This is a genomic window from Cupriavidus sp. 01L45, assembly GCF_056399885.1.
The window spans coordinates 1-21589 of the sequence record NZ_JBFTSG010000025.1; the positions used below are offsets into that span (position 1 = coordinate 1).

The following is a 21589-nucleotide window of genomic DNA, read 5'->3' on the forward strand; positions in this document are numbered from 1 at the left end:
GGGCGATCTGCGCCGGTTTCTCGCGCGTGATGTCGATGCCGTTGAACAGGATCGTGCCGGTCGTCGGCTCTAGGAACTTGGTGAGCAGGTTGAAGCACGTGGTCTTGCCGGCGCCGTTGGGGCCGATCAAGGCATGGATGGACCCGCGGCTCACCCGCAGGTTGACGTCGCTCACCGCGGTAAACCCCTTGAACTCCTTGGTGAGGTTCCGCGTTTCCAGGATCGTGTCTTGCTGATTCATGGTCTCCTGCCCGCCCTCTTGCTGCGGCCCCGGCTTCTGGTCGGCACCGCCAAATGGTCAGAACTGTGGTGCCTGTCGCACCACCACGGCACGGGTCGCGCCAATCCAGTTGCGCTCCCCGTGGCTGCTGCGGCGTTGGCGCCGCTTGTCTTTTTCTACCCGCCGTGCCCCGCCCTCCCTGAACGCGCGACGCGCCCTGGGGAGGGCGCGCCAATGTGAGCGGTACTGCACGGCATCTCGGCGTCTATTGTGTGCGTCTGCTGCGTCGCAAAACATCCGGGTTTGCACTAATTATGAAACATGAACCAGATGTCAGGTTGGTGTCAGGTTCGCGTCAGTTTTGCGATGCCGGCGCATTCAGGCCTGGGTTGCGGCTCCCGCCTTGACGGCGAGCGAGGCTTCCGCCGGGGAAACAGCATCCCCCGCCACCTTGCCGGCCACGCCGCTCACGCGCAGGCGCCGGTCTTCGCGGATCATGTCGCTGGCGCGCTCCGCGATCATGATGGTGGGCGAGTTGGTATTGCCCGAGGTGATCAGCGGCATCACCGAGGCATCCACCACGCGCAGACCATCGATGCCGATCACGCGCAGGCGCTGGTCCACCACCGCCTGCGGATCGTCGGGACGCCCCATGCGGCAGGTGCCCACCGGATGGAAGATAGTGGTGCCGATTTCGCTCGCTGCCTGAGCGAGCTGCTCGTCGGTCTGCAGGGCCGCGCCGGGCAGCCATTCCAGCGGCTTGTAGGGTGCCAGCGCCGGCGATGCCACGATGCGCCGCGTCAACCGCAGCGAATCTGCCGCGACCTTGCGGTCCGCATCGGTGGACAGGTAATTGGGCGCGATCACCGGCGCATGGCGGAAGTCCGGATCGGCGATATGCACGCTGCCGCGCGAGGTCGGGCGCAGATTGCACACGCTGGCCGTGAAGGCATTGAAGCGATGGAGCGGATCGCCGAACTTGTCGAGCGATAGCGGCTGGACGTGGTACTCGAGATTGGGCCGCGCGTACGAAGCGTCCGAGCGCGCGAACGCGCCCAGTTGCGACGGCGCCATGCTCATCGGGCCGCTCTGGTTGACCGCGTACTGCAGGCCGATGCCGAGCTTGCCCCACCAACTGCCCGCGCGGGTATTGAGCGTGCGCACGCCTTCCACCTTCACCACGCTGCGCAGTTGCAGGTGGTCCTGCAGGTTCTCGCCCACGCCGGGCAGCGCATGGCGCACAGAGATGCCCAGCGCCCGCAGCCGCTCGGGCTGGCCGACGCCGGACAGCTCCAGCAGCTGCGGCGTATTGACCGCGCCCGCCGCCAGGATCACCTCCTCGCGCGCCGCCACCGTGAACGGCGTGCCGCCGCCGAGATAGGCCACGCCGCTGCAACGCCGTCCATCGAACGTCAGGGCGCTGACCTGCGCGCCGGTGACGATGGTCAGGTTGGGCCGTTCGGCCGCGCGGCGCAGGAAGGCCTTGGCGGTATTCCAGCGAATGCCGCGGCGCTGGTTGACCTCGAAGTAGCCCACGCCGAAGTTATCGCCGCGATTGAAATCGTCGGTGCGCGGGATGCCGGCCTGCTCGGCGGCCTCGATGAAGCGCTCAAGGATATCCCAGTGCAGACGCTGCCCTTCCACCCGCCATTCGCCGCCGGCGCCGTGGAATTCGTCGCCGCCGCGATGATGGTCCTCGCTGCGCTTGAACAGCGGCAGCACATTGTCCCAGCGCCAGCCGTCGTCGCCCGTCAGGCGTGCCCAGTCGTCATAGTCCTCGCGCTGCCCGCGCATATAGATCATGCCGTTGATCGACGACGAGCCGCCCAGCACGCGCCCGCGCGGATAGCCCAGCGTGCGGCCGTTCAGGCCAGCCTCCGCGGCGGTGCGGTACATCCAGTCGGTGCGGGGGTTGCCGATGCAATACAGGTAGCCCACCGGGATATGGATCCAGTGATAGTCGTCGCGCCCGCCGGCTTCGAGCAGCAACACGCTCACCTCGGGGTCCAGGGTCAGGCGGTTGGCCAGCACGCAGCCGGCCGAACCGGCGCCGACGATGATGTAGTCGTAAGTCTCCATGCTTTTTCTTGTCAGGCCTTGCGCCGCGTTTGAAAGGGTTGAAGATGGGCCCGCACGGGAACGCTCCGCCGGGCTTGCGAAACCATGCGGCCCTGCGCGGGCTGCGGAACTTGGGCCATGGCCGCGCGCAATGGTTCAGGAAGCCGCAGCCGGCAACGCATCATGCGCTCACGCAGCCTGCGGCTGCAAATGCTTGCGCAGCCAATCGGCGAGCGCGGCAAAAACCTCGCCGCGCAACGGCTGGGCCTCGTTGAAAATCTCGTGGTAAGCGCCATCGAACCAGCGCGCTTCGCACAGGTCGCGCGGCGCACTATCGCAGAAGCGGCGGCTACCGGCCGGGTCGACGATGCGATCGTCGCCCGCGACGAGCATCAGCGTGGGCGCTTCCAGCAAGATCGCATCGGCCTGCGCCTGCGCCATGCCGCGCAGGAACGTCTCGAGCACGCTGGCGCTGATGGTGCCCTGCACCAGCGGATCGGCGCGATACCGCGCCACCACCGCCGCATCGTGCGAGAGGTAGCGCGCGTCGATCGGGTTCGGCACGCGCAGGCGCGGCGCCAGCGCCAGCAATATGTGGTGCAGCGTCAGCATCGGTGCGGAGAGTTTCAATGCCAGCGCCGGCGACGACAGCACCAGCGCGCGCACGGGCCGCACCCGTGCCGTGGCAAAACGCGCCGCCACCAGGCCGCCCATGCTATGGCCCAGCAGGAATGGCAGTTCCTTCCACTGGCTCAAGGCCGCATCGTGGATTTCGGTGAGGTCGTCGACAAACACGTCCGGGTGCCCGGCCACCATGCGCGGACCGCCGCTGGCGCCATGGCCCCGCTGGTCGTAGGCGCGCACGCGCAGGCCCAGGCCGCACAACAGCTCGGCCACGTGCTGGTAGCGGCCGCAATGCTCGGCCAGGCCATGAACCAGCAAGAGCGAGCCAGTGGCCTCGGGAAAGGAGTCGGGATCGGGCTGCCAGGTACGCAGCAGCAGCTCCGTGCCGTCACGCATGCGCTGGCGGCTTTCAGAGGGAACGACAGGCCGCGCCGGTGCCGCGGCGCCGGAACCAGCGCCACCGGCCTCGCCGGCACCACCGCCAGCAATGCTCGCGGGAGCCCCGGCGGGAGCAGCGGTACTCGGTCGATCCATGCGATTGGTCTCCATATCTGTTCCGCTACGGTGGTGCTGGTACGGCGCTACGGTTCCACTGGCCGGCGCCGCGCGGCTAGGTGGCCGCCGTGCCGTCCCCTTCACGGGCATGGCGATGGCAATCAGGCATTGCCACGCCGCCAGCCTCGTCCAGGCCGGCCCGCGCCATATCCGCCAGGATCGGGCAATCGGGCCGCGCGTCGCCGCTGCAGGCCTCGGCCAGCTGGCGCAGCGTGTCGCGCATGGCGGCCAGCTCGGCGATGCGCTGCTCTAGCTCCGCCACGTGACGCAAGGTAAGCGCCTTGACATCGGCGCTGGCCCGCGCGCGGTCATGCCACAACGACAGCAGGCCGCGTATCTCGTCCAGCGAGAACCCGAGATTACGGGCACGCCGCACGAAGCGCAAGGTGTGCACCGCGCGCTCGTCGTAGCGCCGGTAGCCGCCCTCGCTGCGCGGCGGCGCCGCCAGCAAGCCGATGGCTTCGTAGTGCCGGATCATCTTGGCGGAGACGCCGGAAGCTTGTGCCGCTTCACCGATATTCATGCTCTGTCTCCCGCCGGCTTCCAGCGCCGCAACAACAGTGCATTGCCGACCACGCTCACGCTGGAGAATGCCATGGCCGCGCCGGCCACCACCGGGTTCAGCAAGCCGGCTGCCGCCAGGGGGATACCGATCACATTGTAGAAGAAGGCCCAGAACAGGTTCTCGCGAATCTTGCGCACAGTGCGGCGCGAGATCGCCAGCGCATCGGCCACCAGCGCCGGATCCCCGCGCATCAGCGTGATGCCGGCGGCATGCATGGCCACGTCGGTGCCGGTGGACATGGCAATCCCGACATCGGCAGCGGCCAGCGCCGGCGCATCGTTGATGCCGTCGCCCACCATCGCCACCACGGTGCCACCCGCCTTGAGTCCGATGACGCGCTCCGCCTTGTCGGCCGGCAGCACTTCCGCCTGCACCTCGTCCAGCCCGAGCGTCTCGGCCACGCGTGCCGCGGCTCCCCTGTTGTCGCCGGACAGCATCACGGTACGCACGCCAGCGGCACGCAGCCGGTCGATCGCGCGGCGCGCGCCGGGCTTGATGGCGTCGCCAAAAGCGACCAGGCCCAGCACGCGCGGCAGTCCTTGCGCAGGCGACGCATCCTGCGCGCCCGTCTCGATCAGCCAGGACACCGTGCGCCCCTGGTCCTGCAGTGCTTGCGCCTGTGCGCCGAGCGTACCCGGTGCTGCGCCCAGCGAAGCACGCAGGCGCTCGCTGCCGAGCTGCAGCGCCACGCCGTCCACCTTGCCGGCCAGGCCCATGCCCGGCAGCGCGCGCACATCGGTAGCCGTCGGCGCCTCGATGCCGCGCGCACGGGCCGCCGCCAGCACGGCATGCGCGAGCGGATGCTCGCTGCCGGCCTGCAGCGCGGCCAGGCGTGCCAGCAAGCGTTGCGCTTCGTCCGCGCCGGCGCCTTCGGGCACCGCCAGCGCCACCACTTCCGGCTTGCCCACCGTGAGCGTGCCGGTCTTGTCGAAAGCCACCACCTTGACCCGGTGCGCCACTTCCAGTGCCTCGGCGTCCTTGATCAGGATGCCGGCGCGCGCGCCCGCGCCGGTGCCCGCCATGATCGCCGTCGGCGTCGCCAGGCCGAGCGCGCACGGGCAGGCGATCACCAGCACAGCCACCGCGTTGAGCAAGGCCGCTTCCCAGTTGCCGCCGAGCACGCCCCAGCCCAGCAGCGTGACCATGGCGATACCCAGCACTACCGGCACGAACACCGAGCTGACGCGGTCGACCATGCGCTGGATCGGCGCCTTGGCCGCCTGCGCGTGCTCGACCATGCGGATAATGCGGGCCAGCACCGTTTCAGCGCCCACCGCCACGGTGCGCGCAACCAGACGGCCTTCGTAATTGATGGCACCGCCGGTCAGCAGCGTGCCAGGCTCCTTGGGCACCGGCAGGCTCTCGCCGGTCAGCATCGATTCGTCGGCATGACTGCTGCCCTCGATCACTTGAGCGTCGACGGGCACGCGTGCGCCCGGCAGCACCACGATCTCGTCGCCCACCCGTACCAAGCCCAGTGGCACCGTGACTTCGCCGCCATCGCGACGCACGATCGCGCTATCGGGGCGCAGCGCGGCAAGCGCGCGGATGGCGTCGGCGGTCTGGCGCTTGGCGCGCGTCTCCAGCCACTTGCCCAGCCGCACCAGCGTGATGACCACCGCCGCGCTTTCGAAGTAGAGGTGCGGCATGCCGTCCGCGCCGCGCCACATCAGCCACAGGGACAAGCCATAGGCCGCCGAAGTGCCGAGCGCGACCAGCAGGTCCATATTGCCGGCGCCCGCGCGCACCGCCTTCCAGCCCGCCTTATAGAAACGCCAGCCGAAGACGAACTGCACGGGCGTGGCCAGCAACCATTGCACCCAGGCCGGCAGCATCCAGTGCACGCCGAACCATTGCGCCACCATCGGCGCCACCAGCGGCAGCGACAGCGCCGCCGAGATCGCCACCGGCCACGGCCCGGACCAGAAGCCCTCGCCTGCCGCGCCCGCGGGCAATTCGCCGCCCACCGGCACGGCGCCATAGCCGGCGCGCGCGACCGCCGCGGCCAGCGCATCGGCGTCCACGGCACCGCGCAGCACCGTGACCTCGGCCTGCTCCGTGGCCAGGTTGACCTGCGCATCCACCACGCCCGGCACCGCTTTCAAGGCACGCTCGACGCGGGCCACGCAGGACGCGCACGTCATGTCGCTGATGGACAAGGCAATGGCCTGGTGCGGTACCTCGTAGCCGGCAGCCTTCACCGCCTCGGCCGCGGCGGGCAACACCGCCGCGCTATCGGCTTGCAGCGTGGCCTCTTCGGTGGCGAGGTTAACGGCGACCTGCCGCACGCCAGGCACTTTGCCCAGCGCGGTTTCGACACGCCGCACGCATGAGGCGCACGTCATGCCGCCGATCGGCAGGCGCCATTCGGAAGCCGGCGCGCTCGCCGCTGCGCCGGGTACGGGAAGAACTTGGGAATTGGCGGGCATGGCCTGAAGGAAAGAGATCCTCAATGATGACCAACACATGATGGACCTTACCATGCTGGRAAGGTCAAGGGCGAAGACAAGCCACTCTTCAATCACCCGCGCAAGCGGACCTTGCTTCGAAAAGGCCTTGCGCTTGCCACCGTGGGAAGGTGCAAACTTCAGGGGTAGATGCAGTCCGGCCCGGTCAGCGCAGCGGTGGGTACGCTTTTTCCGGGGCCGCCGGACGCTTTCATTGAATCCTTTCCTACAGGAGATTCCAGATGATCCAGTTCCAGGTTGAAGGCATGTCGTGCGGCCACTGCGTGGGCGCCATCACCCGCGCCGTACAGGCGCTCGATCCGGCCGCGAAGGTGTCGGCCGACATTCCCGCGCAGGCGGTTATGGTCGAAGCCACGGCAAGCAGCCAGGCGCTGCGCGAGGCGATTGAAGCGGCCGGCTATCCCGTCAAAGCCAGCGCATAAGCTGGCACCGCGGGCATGGCCCGCGGCTGCCCGGAAAACAAAACGGGCGCCTCGCGAGAGGCGCCCGTTTGCTTTCTGGCGATACGGCAGCTTAGAAGCGGTAGCCGACGTTCAGGAAGGTCACTACCGGATCGATCTTGATCTTGGTGTGCGACACCACGGTGGCATTGCCCGCCGGACCGGCGTTCTGCGTAGTCAGCGTAGCGGTGCTGGACAGCGGCAGGTAGGAAACCGACAGGCCGACAAACCAGTTGTCGGTCACGGCATAGTTGGCGCCGATATTGAAGACCGGGTTCCACGAGCTCTTGGCGCTGGCCGACATCGTGGCTTTCGGACCGAACTCGGACTTCACAAACGTCTGGTTACTGATGGTCTCATCGGTGAACCACGTGTAGTTCACGCCGATGCCCACATAGGGGCGGAACTTGGACTTCGCTTCCAGGAAGTGGTACTTCACCAGCAGCGCCGGGCTCCATTGCTTCACATTGCCCAGCGTGCCGTACTTGGAAAACGACCCCGAGCCCTGCACATCGTGCTTCGGCGGGATGCCGGCCACGAATTCACCCGAGATATTGTCCGTAAAGTAGTGGGTAAACGCGATGCCAAGCGTATCCGCGGACTTGATCTTGGCGCTGGTACCGGTCTCGGTCAGGCCAACGGGAGCACCGTTGATGCTATCGACCACCAGCGGGTCGGCGGAGCTGGTCGGCATCACGCGGAACCAGCCCAGGCTGACGATGTTGCTGCCGGCGCTTTGCGCTTGCGCGGCACCGGCGATTAGCATGGCTACGCTGGCCAGCAGGATCTTCTTATGGGACATGCCTCTTACTCCTAGTTAATTCTCTACCCGAGGCACGCATTATCCTGCTTGGTATGACCCGTCTGTTTCAAGCGCTTAACACATTTGTAGAAGGCTCACCCTAAAGTGCGGGTTAACCATTAAAAAAGCGACAAATCACGGCGAAATCGCGTTCAAAACTGTAACGAATATGCGACGCCCGCCGGCCGAAAATCCTACTGCGCGGTATAGGCCTACTTTGGACAAGGGAATTCCCATAGTCCACCGGCCGGCGAGGCTCCCGAAGCACAGTACGAAGGTGTCAGGCCGCCGGGTTGCCCGCCTCGGGTCCGGCGCTGGCCAGCACACAGGCGGCCAGGTCCCACAAGGCATAGCCGACACTTTTGAATACCAGCGGGCTGCCCCTGCGCGCGCGCAGTTCGTCGGCGGCGAGGATGGCTTGCTCGAAGGGCTGCACGGTGGCCCAGTCGATGCCCGCCTGCAGCAGGTCGCCCGCCTCCTCCTCGATGCCGAACGATGTGTCGGCCAGCAGCCGGCCATGCGCCGAAGCCGCCTGGCACAAAGCCGGTGGCAGCTCGCACATCTCCGGGCGGAAAGCGCCGACCGCGGCAATGAAATGCTCGTCGCGCCACAAGCCGCTATCCAGGTCCGGCAGCACCGGGGTCAGGCTGGACGTCACGGTCACCACCATCGACACGCGCGGCAGCACGGCGCTCACGTCCGCCACCGTCTGCGCCTCGACACCGAGCGTGCGCGCGTGCGCGGCGAGGGCTTCGGCCTTGGCGGCCGTGCGCGAATGCAACCACACGCGACGCGGCGTCAGCCCGGCCACAAAGGCTTCCAGATGCGTCTGGGCCTGCACGCCGGCACCAATGATCAACAGTTCGCCGCCGGGCTCCGGGGCGAAGGTCTGCGCCGCCAGCAGCGACACGGCGGCGGTACGCCGGCCGGTCACGGTGGGACCGTCCAGCAGCGCCAGCCGGCGCCCGGTATGGGCGTCGGCCACCACCACTTCACCGAGGATATTGGGCAGGCCGCGCCGCGGATTGCCGGGGTGCACGGTGATGTTCTTGGTCATCACCAGTTCTCGGTTACGCGCCGGCATCACCAGCAGCGTGCCTTCGCCACCGGCCGCATCGCCCACCGGCAAGGCAATGCGTGGCGGCGCCATGGCCGTGCCGGCGCGCAGTTCGGCCAGCATGCCGGCAATGGCGCGGGCCAGCGCGGGATACGGCAGGCGGGCCGCGGTCTGGGCGGCGTCGAGCAGGGCAAGGGACATGGCGGATAACTCTGGAGGCGGTTCGCGATGCTGGATTATCGGCGAACTCGCCACCTGGGTAACGCGTACCCGCTACTGCGATGCGGTCTACGTACATCACCCGTATTAATATCATTGATTAAATTAGATGCCACGTGATTGATATCACGAATAAAAATTCCATCATCATGGGCACCGTCAACTTGCTCATGCCCATGCAGCCAGGGCCGAGGGGAACCCCCGCGGACCATGGCGGGCCCCAGCCAAGCACAACTTCACGATCAAGCCTGACCCTCCCGCCAGGACAGGAAGTCGACCAGCACCCGAAGCTTCGGCAGCATGTGCCGGCTCGATGGCCACAGCATCCAGAACGTACCCTGGACCACGTTGTATTCGTCCAGCGTGGTTTCCAGGCGCTTGTCGCGCAGCGCGTCTTGCGCGACAAAATCCGGCACATAGCAAATGCCCAGGCCGTCGATTGCGGCAGCCAGTACGGCTTCGATATTGTTCAACGCGAAGGCGGCCGGCAACCGTAATGCCTCAGCACCGGCATCCTCCACCAGCACCCAGTCCTGGAGTTTCCCGCTGGAGGGAAACCGGTAGCGCAGGCATGCGTGCTGCTCCAGGTCCTTCGGCAGCCGCGGCATGCCGCGACTCGCAAAATACCCGGGCGAAGCACAAACCACAAAACGGAATGGACGCAGGCGTCTGGCCATCAGTTGGGAATCCGACAGTTCGCCGCTGCGGATCACCATGTCGAAGCCCTCTTCGACCACATTGACCATGCGGTCGCTGAAGTCCAGGTCGAACTCGATCTCCGGATAAGCCGCGCAGAACGCGGCCAGGTCCGGCAGCAGCAGGCGATAGCCGATCGCCGGGACGCTGATGCGCAACCGGCCGCGCGGCGCCTCCTTCAGCCGCGTCAACTCGAGTTCGGCTTCATCGATTTCGCCGAGGATGCGCCGGCAGCGCTCGAAGAAGAGCTCGCCCTCCTCCGTCAGCCTGATCTGGCGCGTGCTGCGGTGAAACAGGCGAATGCCGACCCGGGATTCGAGCCGCATCACGCTCTTGCCGATGGCGGATGACGATACGCCGAGCAGCCGCCCTGCGGCGACGAAACTGCGCGACTCCGCTGCGCGCACGAAGGCATACAAACCGCTGAGACTATCCATACCGGGCCATTAGAGAATTTTTGTCCGTTATTAGCGGAAATCACGGTGCTTTAAGCAACATTAAAGCGATCCTATCATCAGTGCACTTTCGCGGAGTGGCGCTGTCGGCTATCGAACGTGCCCGCTCCCCTCGCCTCCCGACACGGACTTCCGATGAGCACACCTGCACAGCCCGCCGTGCGCAAGACCGCGCAAAAACTGTTGATCCTGGGCGCTGTCTGCCTTGCGGCACTGGCCATGCCGCTGAGCTTCACCGGGCCCGCCGTGGCGTTGCCGGCGATTGCCGATGACCTTGGCGGCAGCCCCATCGCGCTGAGCTGGGTCACCAACGCCTTTATGCTGAGTTTTGGGAGTTGCCTGATGGCCGCCGGCGCACTGGCGGACCGCTTTGGACGCAAGCGCATCTTCATCGCAGGCATCGCCGGCTTCGGACTCGCCTCCCTGGCCCTGAGCGCGGCACCCGACACCACCTGGCTCGCCTTCCTGCGCGCAGCGCAGGGGGTAGCCGGCGCCGCGGCATTGTCCGGCGGTGTGGCAGCACTGGCGCAAGAGTTCGAGGGCCAGGCCGCTACCCGCGCCTTCAGCTTGCTGGGCACCACCTTCGGCGTCGGACTGGCGTTCGGCCCCGTACTAGCCGGATTCCTGATCCAGCACCATGGCTGGCGCTCAGTGTTTCTCAGCGCAACCGCGATCGCCGCATGCGCGCTGGTGTCGGGCGCCCGCTGCATGCGCGAGTCGCGCGACCCCGCCGCCACCGGGCTCGACTGGCCGGGTGCGGCCACCTTCACGGGCGCGCTGGCCTTGTTCACCTATGCCGTATTGAGCGCACCGGAGAACGGCTGGAGCAGCCCGCCGGTGGTCATCCAGCTGACGGGCGCGGTGGTACTGCTGGCGGCGTTCATCGTCATCGAACGGAGCGTGCGCGCACCCATGCTGGACCTGTCGCTGTTTCGCTATCCGCGCTTTGTCGGCGTGCAATTCCTCGCCGCCGCGCCAGCGTATTCCTACGTGGTGCTGCAAGTGCTGCTCCCCATCCGCCTGATCGGCATCGAGGGCTACAGCGCGATGGAAGCGGGCCGCATGATGATTGCCCTCTCCGCCCCCATGCTGGTGGTGCCGCTGCTGGCTGGCCAGCTGACGCGCTGGCTCGCGGCGGGATTCATCTCAGGCCTGGGCTTGCTGGTCTGCACCGGCGGCTTGCTGTGGCTGGCGCAATGCGCGCCCGGCCAGCCAGGCGCGGCGCTGGTGCTGCCCATGCTGACCATTGGGCTTGGCATCAGCCTGCCCTGGGGTTTGATGGATGGCCTGGCCGTGAGCGTGGTGCCCAGGGAGCGCGCCGGCATGGCCACAGGCATCTTCAACACGACGCGGGTCGCCGGGGAAGGCATTGCGCTGGCCATCGTCGGCGCCACGCTCGCGGGGCTCGCCGAGTCCAGGCTGCATGGCCTGCCCATCGCCGGGCCTGCCACAGCACTGCCGGAAGCCGCCCACCGGCTCGCCATGGGCGACCTGCCGCGCGCCATGTCCCTGCTGCCCCAAGCCGGCCAGCACGCGCTGGTGCAAGGCTACGGCGACGCATTCCACCTGCTGCTGTATATCCTCGCGGCAATCACCGTGGTGTCGGCGGCGCTGGTGTTCGGCTTCCTGAGTCATTCACGCTTGCCGCATCGCTCCGGATCCGCGCCGGAGCCGGCATAGTCAGCGGCGCCTTCGCCACCGCGCCGCGCACCTCGATGCCGATCTGGTCCACCACCTTGCCGGCGGCATCCAGCAGTTCCACCTGGTGCCGGCCCGGCCAGGGCAGCCAGGCCAGTTGCCCTCCACGCCCCAGCGGCTTGCCGTCCATGCGCCAGCTGACGCGCTGCGCGGTCTGCCCGCTGACCCCTTCGGCGTGGAACCACACACGCTGCGCCGTCGGCGGGATATCGGGATCAAGCGCGAACACGGTGCCGTCGGCGGGACTTGCAATGGCGGCTGCGCGATCCTGGCTGCCGCCCTGCTTGTCCGTACGCGCGGCGCCGCGCGCGCTATCCGCGCTGGCCAGGTTGACCATGCGCAATGCCGTACCGGCCAGGAAGACTTCGTCGCGCGCGGGTTCGAGATCATCGGCAAAGCGCAGCGGTACACGTTCCACGCCCGCGGGCATGACCGGCGCCACGCTCGGCACCGAGCGGTGCAACGCGTCCATGATTTCGTGCCACACCGGCGCCGCGCCGGACACGCCCGACACCTCGTGCATGCTCGCGCCGCTGGCATTGCCCACCCACACCCCCACGGTGTAGCGCTGCGACCAGCCCACGCACCAGTTGTCGCGCATGTCCTTCGACGTACCCGTCTTGACCGCGGTCCAGAAGCGCGTGGTGAGCGGGCTGTCGAGACCGAACGTGCGCGCCCGCGCGTGGCGGTCCGACAGCACGTCCGCCACCAGGTAGCTGGCAGCCGGCGACATCACGGCGCGCGCCGCCCCGGGCGCCGCATCGGTGCGCCATCGCGCGGGGGCGTAGCGCCCGCCGTTGGCGAATGCGCGATACGCATTGGTGAGCGCGGCCAGCGGTACGTCGGCGCTGCCCAGCGCCAGGCTGTAGCCATAGTAGTCGCCAGCCTGAGCAAGCGGCAACCCGAGCGCCGTCAGGCGCTGGTGGAATCGATGCGGCGTCACCATCACCAGCGTGCGCACCGCGGGGACGTTGAGCGAGGAAGCCAGCGCCGCGCGCATGCTGACCCAACCCGCATACTGGCGGTCATAGTTCTGCGGCACATAGAGCCCGCCGCCCCCGCCGGTAGGCAGGTTGACCGGCCGGTCGTCGAGCAGGGATGCCGTGGTCAGCCGCCGCGCCTCGAGCGCCTGCTCGTACAGAAAAGGCTTGAGCGTGGAGCCGGCCTGGCGCGGCGCCGCCGCGTGGTCGACCTGCGCGGCCGCCGACAGGACGCCTGACGAACCGACGTAGGCGAGCACGTCGCCGCTGGCATTGTCGATCACCACCACCGCGCCATCTTCCACGTTGCGTCCGGCGAGTTCGCGCAGATGACGGTCCAGGCTGCGCGAAGCGGCACGCTGCAAGCCGGCATCGAGGGTGGATGTGATGGTGGGCGGTACGGTGCCCGCGGCACGCGCTTGCGCGACCAGCAGGCGCGCCAGATGCGGTGCGAGATCCGGCGCCAGGGCCGACGCCTGTGCGGAGGATGCAGATGCGCTGCCCGCACCGCCGCCACTGCGCAGCAACGCCAGTTGCGCAAAGCCGTCCAGCCCGTCGCACGCCTTGGGCAACTGCTGTTCGCGCAGGATGCCGCAGGCGCGCTGCGCCACCTGTGGCGCGCGTGCATTGGGCGCGCGCACCAGCGCCACCGCGAGCGCCGCCTCGCGTGCGTCGAGCCCGCTGGGATACTTGCCGAACAGCGCCTGCGACAGCGCGGACAATCCCACCAGCTCGCCGCGGAACGGCACCAGGTTGAGATAGGCCTCGAGTATCTGGTCCTTGCTCCAGCTGCGCTCCAGCGCCGCGGCGCGCACGGCCTGCGCCATCTTCTGGCTCACGCTGCGCCCGCCCTCGGCACGCCGCAGGTCTTCGTCGAGCAGGCCCGCGAGCTGCATGGTCAGGGTGGACGCGCCGCGCGTGCGCGTGTTCCACAGATTGGCCCACGCGGCGGCGGCCACACCCTGCCAGTCGACACCGCTATGCGCATAGAAGCGCCGGTCCTCGGACAGCACGATGGCGGTGCGCACCGCTGGCGAAATCTCCGCCAGCGTGACCCAGTCGCCGCGCCGCGCCCGGAAGTCGTCGCGCACGCGCGACAAAGGCTCGCCGTGGCGGTCGAGCACCACTACGTCGGCGCTGCGCCAGCTTGCGCGAACGCTATCGAAGGTGGGTAGTGCATGCGCCTGCGCGCTCGCCACGCAGGCAGCGAGGAGGACGGCGCGCACGGCGTACCGGCTTGCGTTCATTCGCTTCGCCTGGCTACCACGCCGGCCACCAGCAACACCTGCGCGACCGCGTAAGTCCACCAGATGCCAAGCGCGAAGGTATCGAACGGCACCAGGAAACGCGCGCTGCCGAGCAAACCGTCGGACACGGCGAAGAACACCGCGCCGATAGCCGCCAGCGCCGTCGGCAGCTTCGCCACCAGCGCGGCGCAAACCATCGACGCCAGCGCCACCACATAAACCGAGACCGGCACCACCAGCGTGCCCAGGTTGGGCCAAAAGCGCCCGAGCATGACGCCGGCCGCGCCCAGCACCATGCCGCAGGCGAGCAGGCGATGCGCCCGCCAGTCGCCCGCCATCGGCAAGAACAAGCCAAGGTAAGCGAAGTGCGCGATCAGGAAGGCCCCCAACCCGCCGATAAAGGAGAACGACAGCCACGGCATCGCCAGCAGGAAGTCTCCGATCGCCGAGAACAGCAGCGCCGCCATCAGCCAGCGCCGCTCGCGGCGCGGCGGGTGGAAATGCGCCGCGCGCACCAGCAGCAGCGCCATCGCCGTCTTCCATACCGGCTGGAAGGCAATCTGCCCATTCAACGGCGCACCGGGCGGCGAATCCATCGCCACAGTGACCAGCAGGCCGCCGTAGACCAGCCCGGCCATCGTGCCTGCCAGCCACCATTCGCGCACCCGCGCGGGCATCATCATCGCAAGCCAGCTCAAGGGCGTGCTCCTACGGTCAGTCTGGCATTGGGTTGCGCGCCGAACACATCGGGCGCGTACATCGCCTCCACCCGCGTGGGCGGCAACGCGAACTCGCCGGCGTTGTTCAGCCGCACGGTGTATTCCACCGTGGCGCTGCCGCGCGGCATGTAGGCGTAGTACTCGCGGAAGGCCTGCGGCGTGCGCTCGGTGAATGCGGGCCATGCCCCCTTGCGCCGCTCGCCGCGCGAGGCGATCTCCGAATCGCGCCCGAGGCCGCTGCCGAGGATGGTGGCGCCGGCAGGCACCGGATCGCTCACCACCACCCAGGTCATATCGGCCTGAGCGTCGATCTGGAGCTTCACCCGATAGCTGTCACCGCGCGACCATTTGCCCGCCACCGCCTGATCCACCGGCGTCACGCTGCGCGTAATGCGGTAGCCCGCCGACAGCGGCGAGGCCAGCGGTACCGCCGCCAGCGCGCGCACCGTGGCCCAGGGCTTCCCCGCGCCTTCCTGGCCGGCGCGCAAGTTGGCGGCAACCCCCGCGCGCGGCCACGGCAGGCTGACGCTGCCTCCGGCCACGCCATCGACCTTCGCGGCGCGCACCCAGTCGAAGCTGCGCGTGGCCTCGGGCACGCCCTCCAGCGTCACGCGCGTCGCGCCCGCCACCGGCGTCTTCTCGAAGGCTTGCGCAAAGCGCGTGATCGCCAGCGCGCCCCACGCGTTGGCCGTGGTGGTGCCCCAGGCGCCGCGCATCTGGCGGCCGAGCAGGCCGGTTGCGAGTTGCGCGCTTTCCGACTTCCAGCCGGGCAGGTCGAGCGACAGCGACAGCAGGCGCGCCGCATTGAAATCGCCGCCGCTCATCAGCCACCACCAGTTGTCGTCGCGCTCGGTGGAGAACGCCAGCCGCGTGCCTTGCACTGTCAGCCGCGAACGCAGGATCTGCTGCGCTTGCGCCAGCCGCTCGTCGCGCTGCGGGATATCCTGCACGCGCGACAGCACGGCGATCCAGTCGAGCAACGCCGAGGTCGGCCACTGCGCGGGCAGGATCTGGATCGACCCGAGCATGCGTGCCTGCGCGTGCCCGTTGCGCGACAGCGCCTCGAGCGCGGCCAGCTTGCGCACTTCCAGGTCCTGCGTGGGCGCCCAGCGTTCGCGCTTGATGCGGCCCTCGACGAAGGCGGCCAGCCCGCGTTCCATGCGCTCGCGCGTCTCGTCGGGCAGGCGCAGCGGCAGGCCCGCGCGCACGGCTTCGTCGGACACGGCCAGCAGGTATGCGGTCAGCACTTCGCTGCCGGCATTCCCCTCGTTTTGCAGCGGAAAATACGCGGCCAGCCCGTCGTCGTCGAGATAGCCCGGCAACTGCGCCGTCAGCGCGTTCCACTGCACCGCATCGCCCAGCCCGACCGCGCGCGAGGCGCGCTGCTCCAGGCACGAGAACGGATAATTGCGGAACCAGTCGCGCACGCCCGGCATGCCGCCCGCCAACGAAGCTTGCAGGTTCACCTGCAGGCCACCGCGAGGCTGGCCCGTGGCGTCCGCGAGCGCGCCCTGCGGCGCACGCACCGGCACCGACAGATCCGGCGCCAGTTGCGCCAGCGTGGCTTGCTGCACGGTAAGTGGAACCGCGGGCACCAGCTGCTGCGAGAGCTTCACGCGGTCGCTGGCGCCGGCGGCCTTGCCGGTCTCGGTGGCTTCCACCTCCCACTGCACCGTGCCCTCCTGCACCAGCGATCCCGCTGCCAACAGCGGCGCGCTGACGTCCCAGCCGGTCTCGCGCGATTCGCCGGCGGGAATCTCCACGGTCTGCGCCGGCAGCGCCTGAGACTGTCCGGACTGCCCCGGCGGACTGACGCGCGCCACGGCCTGCACCGTCATAGCGCGCTGCGTCGTGTTGCGCAAGGTGAACATCGCGCGGTAACGATCCTCCTCGCGCACCAGCGGCGGCAGGCCCGAAATCAGTTGCAGATCCTGCGTGGCGGCGATGCTGGCACTGCCGCTGCCAAAGCGGCTCACGCCCAGGTCCGCCACGGCGACGATGCGGAAGCGCGTGAGCGAATCGTTAAGCGGCACCGTCAGCGTGGCCCGCCCATCGCCGTCGAGCTGCACGCGCGGGTTCCACAGCAGCAAGGTATCGAACAGCTCACGCGTGGGGCTCTTGCCGCCGCCGCCGCCGACCGGCACCGCCTTGCGTCCGTAGTGGCGCCGGCCGATGATTTCCATCTGCGCGGTAGCGGTCTCCACGCCGTAGCTGCGCCGCCGCAGCATGGCGTCGAGCAGGTTCCAGCTTGTGTTCGGCATCAGCTCCAGCAGCGCTTCATCGACAGCGGCCAGCGCGATTTCGCCATTGGCCGCGGGCTTGCCGTCGGGCAGCTTCACCTGCACCGCCACCTGCGCCTTGCCGCGCACCGGATAACTGGTCTTGTCCGGCGTCACCTTCACATCAAGCCTGTAGCCTTCGTTGCCCACGCGGACCTCCGCCAGCCCGAGGCGGAACGCCGGCTTGGACAGATCGACCAGCGCGGTGGGCGCGGCATACTCGCGGCCCTCGCTGCGGAACGCCTGCCACCACTCGCCCGGCTGGCGCCAGCCCCACGTGAAGAAGGAATACCAGGGCACCTCGCGCAAGCGTCCGCGCAGCGCCAGTACCGACACATACACATTGGGCCCCCACTCCGGCCTGATCTTGACCCGCACGGTGGGATCGCGTCCGTTGAGCTCCACCACGCTGGTTTCCAGCACGCCCTCGCGCTCCACCGCCACCAGCGCGGTGGCGTGGCGGAACGGCATGCGCACCTGGAACACCGCGGTCTCGCCCGGCGCGTACGCCTTCTTCTCGGGCAGCAGATCGATGCGGTCGTTGTTCTCGCCGCCGAACCACAGTTCGCCCTGCCGCGTCACCCACACCGAGGTAGCCGCCTGCGATACGCGCCCCGCGTTATCCCTGGCCTGCGCGATCAGCTCCACCTGTCCGGCCTCGGGCAACGAAACCTCGCATTGCATGCGGCCTTGCGCGTCGGTCCTGCCCTCGCACACGCTGCCGAGATCCTTGCTCTCGTTGCGATTGTCGTAGCGATAGAAACCGCCCACCACGCGCTTGCGCACAGACGTGGTGATGCGCAGTTGCGCGCGCAGGGCGATCGGCACGTTGGCCTGCGGCCGCCCTTGCGGATCGAGCGCCACGGCATGTACGAGGAGTTTCTGCCTGACCGAAACCCAGCTCTCCGTGCGGATCCCCGCCACCACGCCAGCCGGCCACAGCGGCACGGTTTGCCGTAGCGTCTGAATCTCGCCGTTGGGGTCGGCAAAGCCCGATTCCACCACCAGGTCCTTGGGCGCATCCAGCCTGGGCATGTTCTTGAGGTTCAGCGTGCCGCTGCCATTCTTGTCCAGCTTGAGCGGCAGCTTGTCGGCAACCAGCTTCTGCGCCTCTTCGCGCTGCGCGGCACCGTCCTCGCTTTCGTCCTCGTCGCCGCCGCTGTCCTTGCGCGGTTTGCGCGGCGCATCGAATGCGTAACCGTCGTAGTCGGCAAAGCGCACGTACTTGTCGCGCAGCAGTGCCGACACCTGTACCGGCAGGCCCGCCGCGCCGCCGCCCGATACGTAGTGCACTTCCAGGTTGAGCGGCACCTCAGGCGGCGCCACCAGCGCCCCGCCGCTGCCCGCCTTGAGCGTCCCCGCCAGCACCGGCAGGCGGAACGCCTCGACACGGAAGCTGCCGCTGTCCAGCACGCGATCCTTCGCATCGCTGAACGATACCGAGTAGATACCCAGCTTGGCCGCCTGCGGAATCGCGAAGGTGTTCTCGGCGCTGCGCCCGCCGGTGGCTGTGGTGCGCCACTGCACCGGCTGCTCGTAGGTCTGGCCGCTGCCTTCGTGAAGGATGACCATCTTCTCCGGCAAGGGATCGCCTGCCGGCGGCAGCGCGAAACCATTCGCGGTCTCGGTGCGGATCACGTGCTTCATCGACACCGTTTCGCCAGCACGCAGCAAGGTGCGATCGAAGATCGTATGGGCGCGCACATCCGGCACCACGCTGGTGTCGGTGGGCACGTTGAAACGCCAGCTCTCGATGCCCTGGTTCCAGCCGGACATCACGAAGGCCATGTCGGCTTGGCCGCGCGCCTGCGGATGGTCCGCGGCAATGCGGGCGGAGACGAAATAGCCTGATAGCCCGGTGTCGTCGCAACTGCGTTCGCGCACGTCGTCCACGCCGTTGAAACTGGCCAGCCCGGCGACATCGGTGCGGCCCGATGCCAGCAGCTTGCCGCTGCAATCGCGCAGCGCCACGGCGGCATTGGCCACCGGCTTGCCGTCGTCGAGCGTGGTGACCCAGGCCAGCGCGGTCATCTTGCCGGGGCCGCGCGCGAGCTTGAAATGCACGCCAAGGTTAGTCACCAGCGCGGCGGTGCGCACGTACATCGGCGCCGGCTTGCCGAGCAGTGCCTCGCCGAGCATCGGCGAAGCGATTTCCACCACATGAAAACCGGCTTCGGGCAAGGGAATGCCCACCACCTCGAACGGCCGCGGCGCCTTGCCGCCCGGCTCCGACAATTGCGGAATGGCAAGCTTGCGCGCGCCGGCCGCGCCATCGAGCAGCGAGATCGAACGGGTCTCGATGGAAGGCGCATTGCGCGGGTTGTTGACGGCGGACGGCGACCGGCCCGCGAGAATGGCATCGAGTTCGCTCCGGGTCCAGCTGCTCTCGTGCAGCCGGCGCACCAGCCCGTACCAGCGCAGCACGGCGCCGTCGTCATCCACCTTGAGGCGGCGCACGGTGCCGGCTTGCGCGCGCACGCCCAGCGCGGGCAGGTCGGCTTCGACATTGCGCAGCGTCACCGGCAACAGCGCCGGGAAGTCGGCCGGCGACTTGCCCTTGGGCAGCTCGCCAAAACGCTCAAGCACGCCGAACGGCGCGGCCGGGAACTTGGCCAGCGGCGGCATCGCGGCCGTGCTCACCTTGAGGGGGAACAGGTCGGCATTGGACAGCACGCGGCCGCTGTCGTCCTTCAGGCCGGAAGGTACCGACAGCGTGAACTCGGTCTTCTCGGCAAAGGGCGGCGTGAAGGTGACGCTGCTGACGGGCGCGTCGCGCGCCGCGCCCGGCTCGAATTGCGGAGCCCGCGGACCTTTCGGCGTATTGAGCAGGATATGCTCGGCATCCTTGCGCGAGATCGGTGCCGAGAACGACAGCGAGATCGGGCGCAACGGCGTGCAAGGCGACTGCGCGCGTTCGCGTTCGCAAGTAAAGCTGGCGGTGAAAGGCTCGCGCACGGTGTAGTCGAAGCGCCGTTCGTCGCGCGTGGCCAGGCCCGACGGCGTGGCAATGCCGCCGCCCAGCACAAGTTGCATGCGCGCGCCGGACGGCAGGCGTTGCTGGCAGGCCAGCAGGTGCACGGTGTCGGCCTCGCCGGCTTTCAGCTTCCAGTGCAGCGCGGCCAGCACGGCCTCGCGTTCCTTGCCGCCCAGCAGCCGCACCGGAATGCGCTCGCCCAGGCCCTGAGCCTGGCACCATGCGGCGCTGCGCACCGAGTCGGCGGTGGCCGGCCCGTTGAAGCGCAACGCGAATACCTGGTCTTCCTCGATCTGGCCGCCACCTGGCCGCGCCGTCACCACGGTCGGGCCGCCGGTCTCGAAGCGGTACTCCGGCTTGCCGGCGTAGGCCTTGCCTGCCTCGCTCTTCAGGCCCGCGACAATGCGCACCGCGCATTTGACGCCGGGCGGCAGGTCGCGCGCAAAATCGAACACCCAGTTCTTCGCGTCGATCCAGCGCGCCTGTCCGGCGATTGCGCTGCCGCTGCAGGACACCACCGCGGGCGGGCTTGCCTGTGCGTCGCCCAGCGGCACCATCGCTTCGTCGAACCGGATCGCCACCTGCCGCACGCGCGAGACCTCGCCCTCCGGCGAGAAGCGCGCAATCTGCGCGGCCTGGCCCGAACCTGGCATCGTCGCCAACACAACCTGCAGGCAAGCCGCTGCGGTCCACCCGGCCCACCAGTACTCACCACGTTTCGCACGCTTGTCCATCCGAGCGACGATCTGCGTCATCCTGACCCTCCCGTTTACGGCACCCGGCGAGGGTGACATGCGCCGATGGCAAGTGCAAGTCCGCGCAGGACGCGCGGGCCCGATGGCTATCGCAAATGCGACAGCGGCAGCGGCCCGTCGCGCTTGAGCGCGGTCAGCACAATGTTGGACCGCACACTCTCCACGCCTGGCACGCGCATCAGCTTCTTCATGGTGAATTCGGCCAGGGTCGGCAGGTCCGGCACCATGATGCGCAGCAGGTAGTCGGCCTCGCCGGCCACGGAGTAGCACTCCTGCACCTCCTCCAGCAGCAGGATGTCCTCGCGAAAGCGCTCGACGATGGTATCGCCATGGTGGGCCAGCTTGACGCTGGTAAAGACCAGCACGCCGAGGCCGAGCGCCGGCGGCGACAGCACCACGCGGTAGCCGGTGATGACGCCGTCGGCTTCCAGCCGCGCCAGGCGCCGCCCGATCTGGCTGGGTGAAAGATGGATGCGCTCGGCGAGCTGCTGGTGGGTGGAACGGCCGTCGGTCTGCAACGCCGCCAGCAGCGCGAGGTCGAATGGGTCGAGGTTGATCATGGTTGGGTCGCTTCGATCGCGTTAGTCGAGTCAGAATCGCTTCTTGTTGTGCACTACGCCGGAAGGAATGCTAACCCTCCCGGCCTGGTGGCGGCGCGCCGATTGTCGGCAGCAACGCACCCGCGCAGATTTCACGCATAAAATAACAAATTCTTGCGCGCTCAATGCATCACTATACGAAAGTAAGCCGTTTTTGCGGGCCATCTGCGTCATCTCCT

Annotated in this window: 14 protein-coding genes; 2 read left to right on the forward strand and 12 right to left on the reverse strand. The window is 68.2% G+C overall.

Annotation, left to right across the window (positions count from 1 at the left end):
- The 5 genes from AC1DT6_RS18250 to AC1DT6_RS18270 form a co-directional block, all read right to left on the reverse strand.
- The coding region (locus AC1DT6_RS18250) for an ATP-binding cassette domain-containing protein (RefSeq protein ID WP_441632505.1) at positions 1-241 on the reverse strand (241 nt) is incomplete at its 3' end.
- A gap of 357 nt (positions 242-598) precedes the next feature.
- Positions 599-2299: a GMC family oxidoreductase gene (locus AC1DT6_RS18255; protein WP_441632507.1), complete on the reverse strand. Its 1701-nt coding sequence runs from the start codon at positions 2297-2299 to the stop codon at positions 599-601.
- 168 nt (positions 2300-2467) lie between these two features.
- Positions 2468-3436 (reverse strand): alpha/beta hydrolase, encoded by a 969-nt coding sequence (locus tag AC1DT6_RS18260; RefSeq protein WP_441632509.1) that lies wholly within the window; start codon positions 3434-3436, stop codon positions 2468-2470.
- Between the two features lie 76 nt (positions 3437-3512).
- Positions 3513-3980 (reverse strand): Cu(I)-responsive transcriptional regulator, encoded by a 468-nt coding sequence (gene cueR, locus AC1DT6_RS18265; protein WP_441632511.1) that lies wholly within the window; start codon positions 3978-3980, stop codon positions 3513-3515.
- Positions 3977-6451, reverse strand: a complete 2475-nt coding sequence (locus AC1DT6_RS18270; protein ID WP_441632513.1) for a heavy metal translocating P-type ATPase — start codon at positions 6449-6451, stop codon at positions 3977-3979. The genes cueR and AC1DT6_RS18270 overlap by 4 nt, the downstream gene beginning before the upstream one ends.
- 260 nt (positions 6452-6711) lie before the next feature.
- On the opposite strand from AC1DT6_RS18270, the gene AC1DT6_RS18275 reads away from it, so the two are divergent.
- The gene (locus AC1DT6_RS18275) at positions 6712-6912 is read left to right on the forward strand and encodes a heavy-metal-associated domain-containing protein (protein ID WP_035865681.1); all 201 of its coding nucleotides are present in this window, start codon (positions 6712-6714) and stop codon (positions 6910-6912) included.
- Positions 6913-7003: 91 nt separating this feature from the next.
- On the opposite strand, the gene AC1DT6_RS18280 is transcribed toward AC1DT6_RS18275, so the two are convergent.
- The 3 genes from AC1DT6_RS18280 to AC1DT6_RS18290 all read right to left on the reverse strand — a co-directional run bounded on the left by AC1DT6_RS18280 (position 7004) and on the right by AC1DT6_RS18290 (position 10141).
- Entirely contained in the window at positions 7004-7732 is a 729-nt protein-coding gene (locus AC1DT6_RS18280; RefSeq protein WP_045241997.1) for an OmpW/AlkL family protein, read from the reverse strand.
- Positions 7733-8012: 280 nt separating this feature from the next.
- Positions 8013-8990 carry a delta(1)-pyrroline-2-carboxylate reductase family protein gene (locus AC1DT6_RS18285; RefSeq protein WP_441632516.1) on the reverse strand — a complete coding sequence of 326 codons (978 nt, stop codon included), beginning with the start codon at positions 8988-8990 and terminating at the stop codon, positions 8013-8015.
- Positions 8991-9250: 260 nt separating this feature from the next.
- The gene (locus tag AC1DT6_RS18290; RefSeq protein WP_441632518.1) at positions 9251-10141 is read right to left on the reverse strand and encodes a LysR family transcriptional regulator; all 891 of its coding nucleotides are present in this window, start codon (positions 10139-10141) and stop codon (positions 9251-9253) included.
- 153 nt (positions 10142-10294) lie between these two features.
- Here AC1DT6_RS18290 and AC1DT6_RS18295 point away from each other — a divergent pair, with 153 nt between their 5' ends.
- Entirely contained in the window at positions 10295-11839 is a 1545-nt protein-coding gene (locus tag AC1DT6_RS18295; RefSeq protein ID WP_477103005.1) for an MFS transporter, read from the forward strand.
- Here the strand turns inward: AC1DT6_RS18295 and pbpC are convergent.
- The 4 genes from pbpC to AC1DT6_RS18315 form a co-directional block, all read right to left on the reverse strand.
- Positions 11751-14084 (reverse strand): penicillin-binding protein 1C, encoded by a 2334-nt coding sequence (gene pbpC, locus AC1DT6_RS18300; protein WP_441632522.1) that lies wholly within the window; start codon positions 14082-14084, stop codon positions 11751-11753. The two genes, AC1DT6_RS18295 and pbpC, sit on opposite strands and share 89 nt — an antisense overlap.
- Positions 14081-14782, reverse strand: a complete 702-nt coding sequence (locus AC1DT6_RS18305) for a lysoplasmalogenase (protein WP_441632524.1) — start codon at positions 14780-14782, stop codon at positions 14081-14083. Before AC1DT6_RS18305 ends, pbpC begins: the two co-directional genes overlap by 4 nt.
- Positions 14779-20811, reverse strand: a complete 6033-nt coding sequence (locus tag AC1DT6_RS18310; RefSeq protein ID WP_441632526.1) for an alpha-2-macroglobulin family protein — start codon at positions 20809-20811, stop codon at positions 14779-14781. Before AC1DT6_RS18310 ends, AC1DT6_RS18305 begins: the two co-directional genes overlap by 4 nt.
- Before the next feature lie 86 nt (positions 20812-20897).
- Entirely contained in the window at positions 20898-21371 is a 474-nt protein-coding gene (locus tag AC1DT6_RS18315) for an Lrp/AsnC family transcriptional regulator (RefSeq protein ID WP_035865659.1), read from the reverse strand.
- Positions 21372-21589 lie beyond the last annotated feature (218 nt).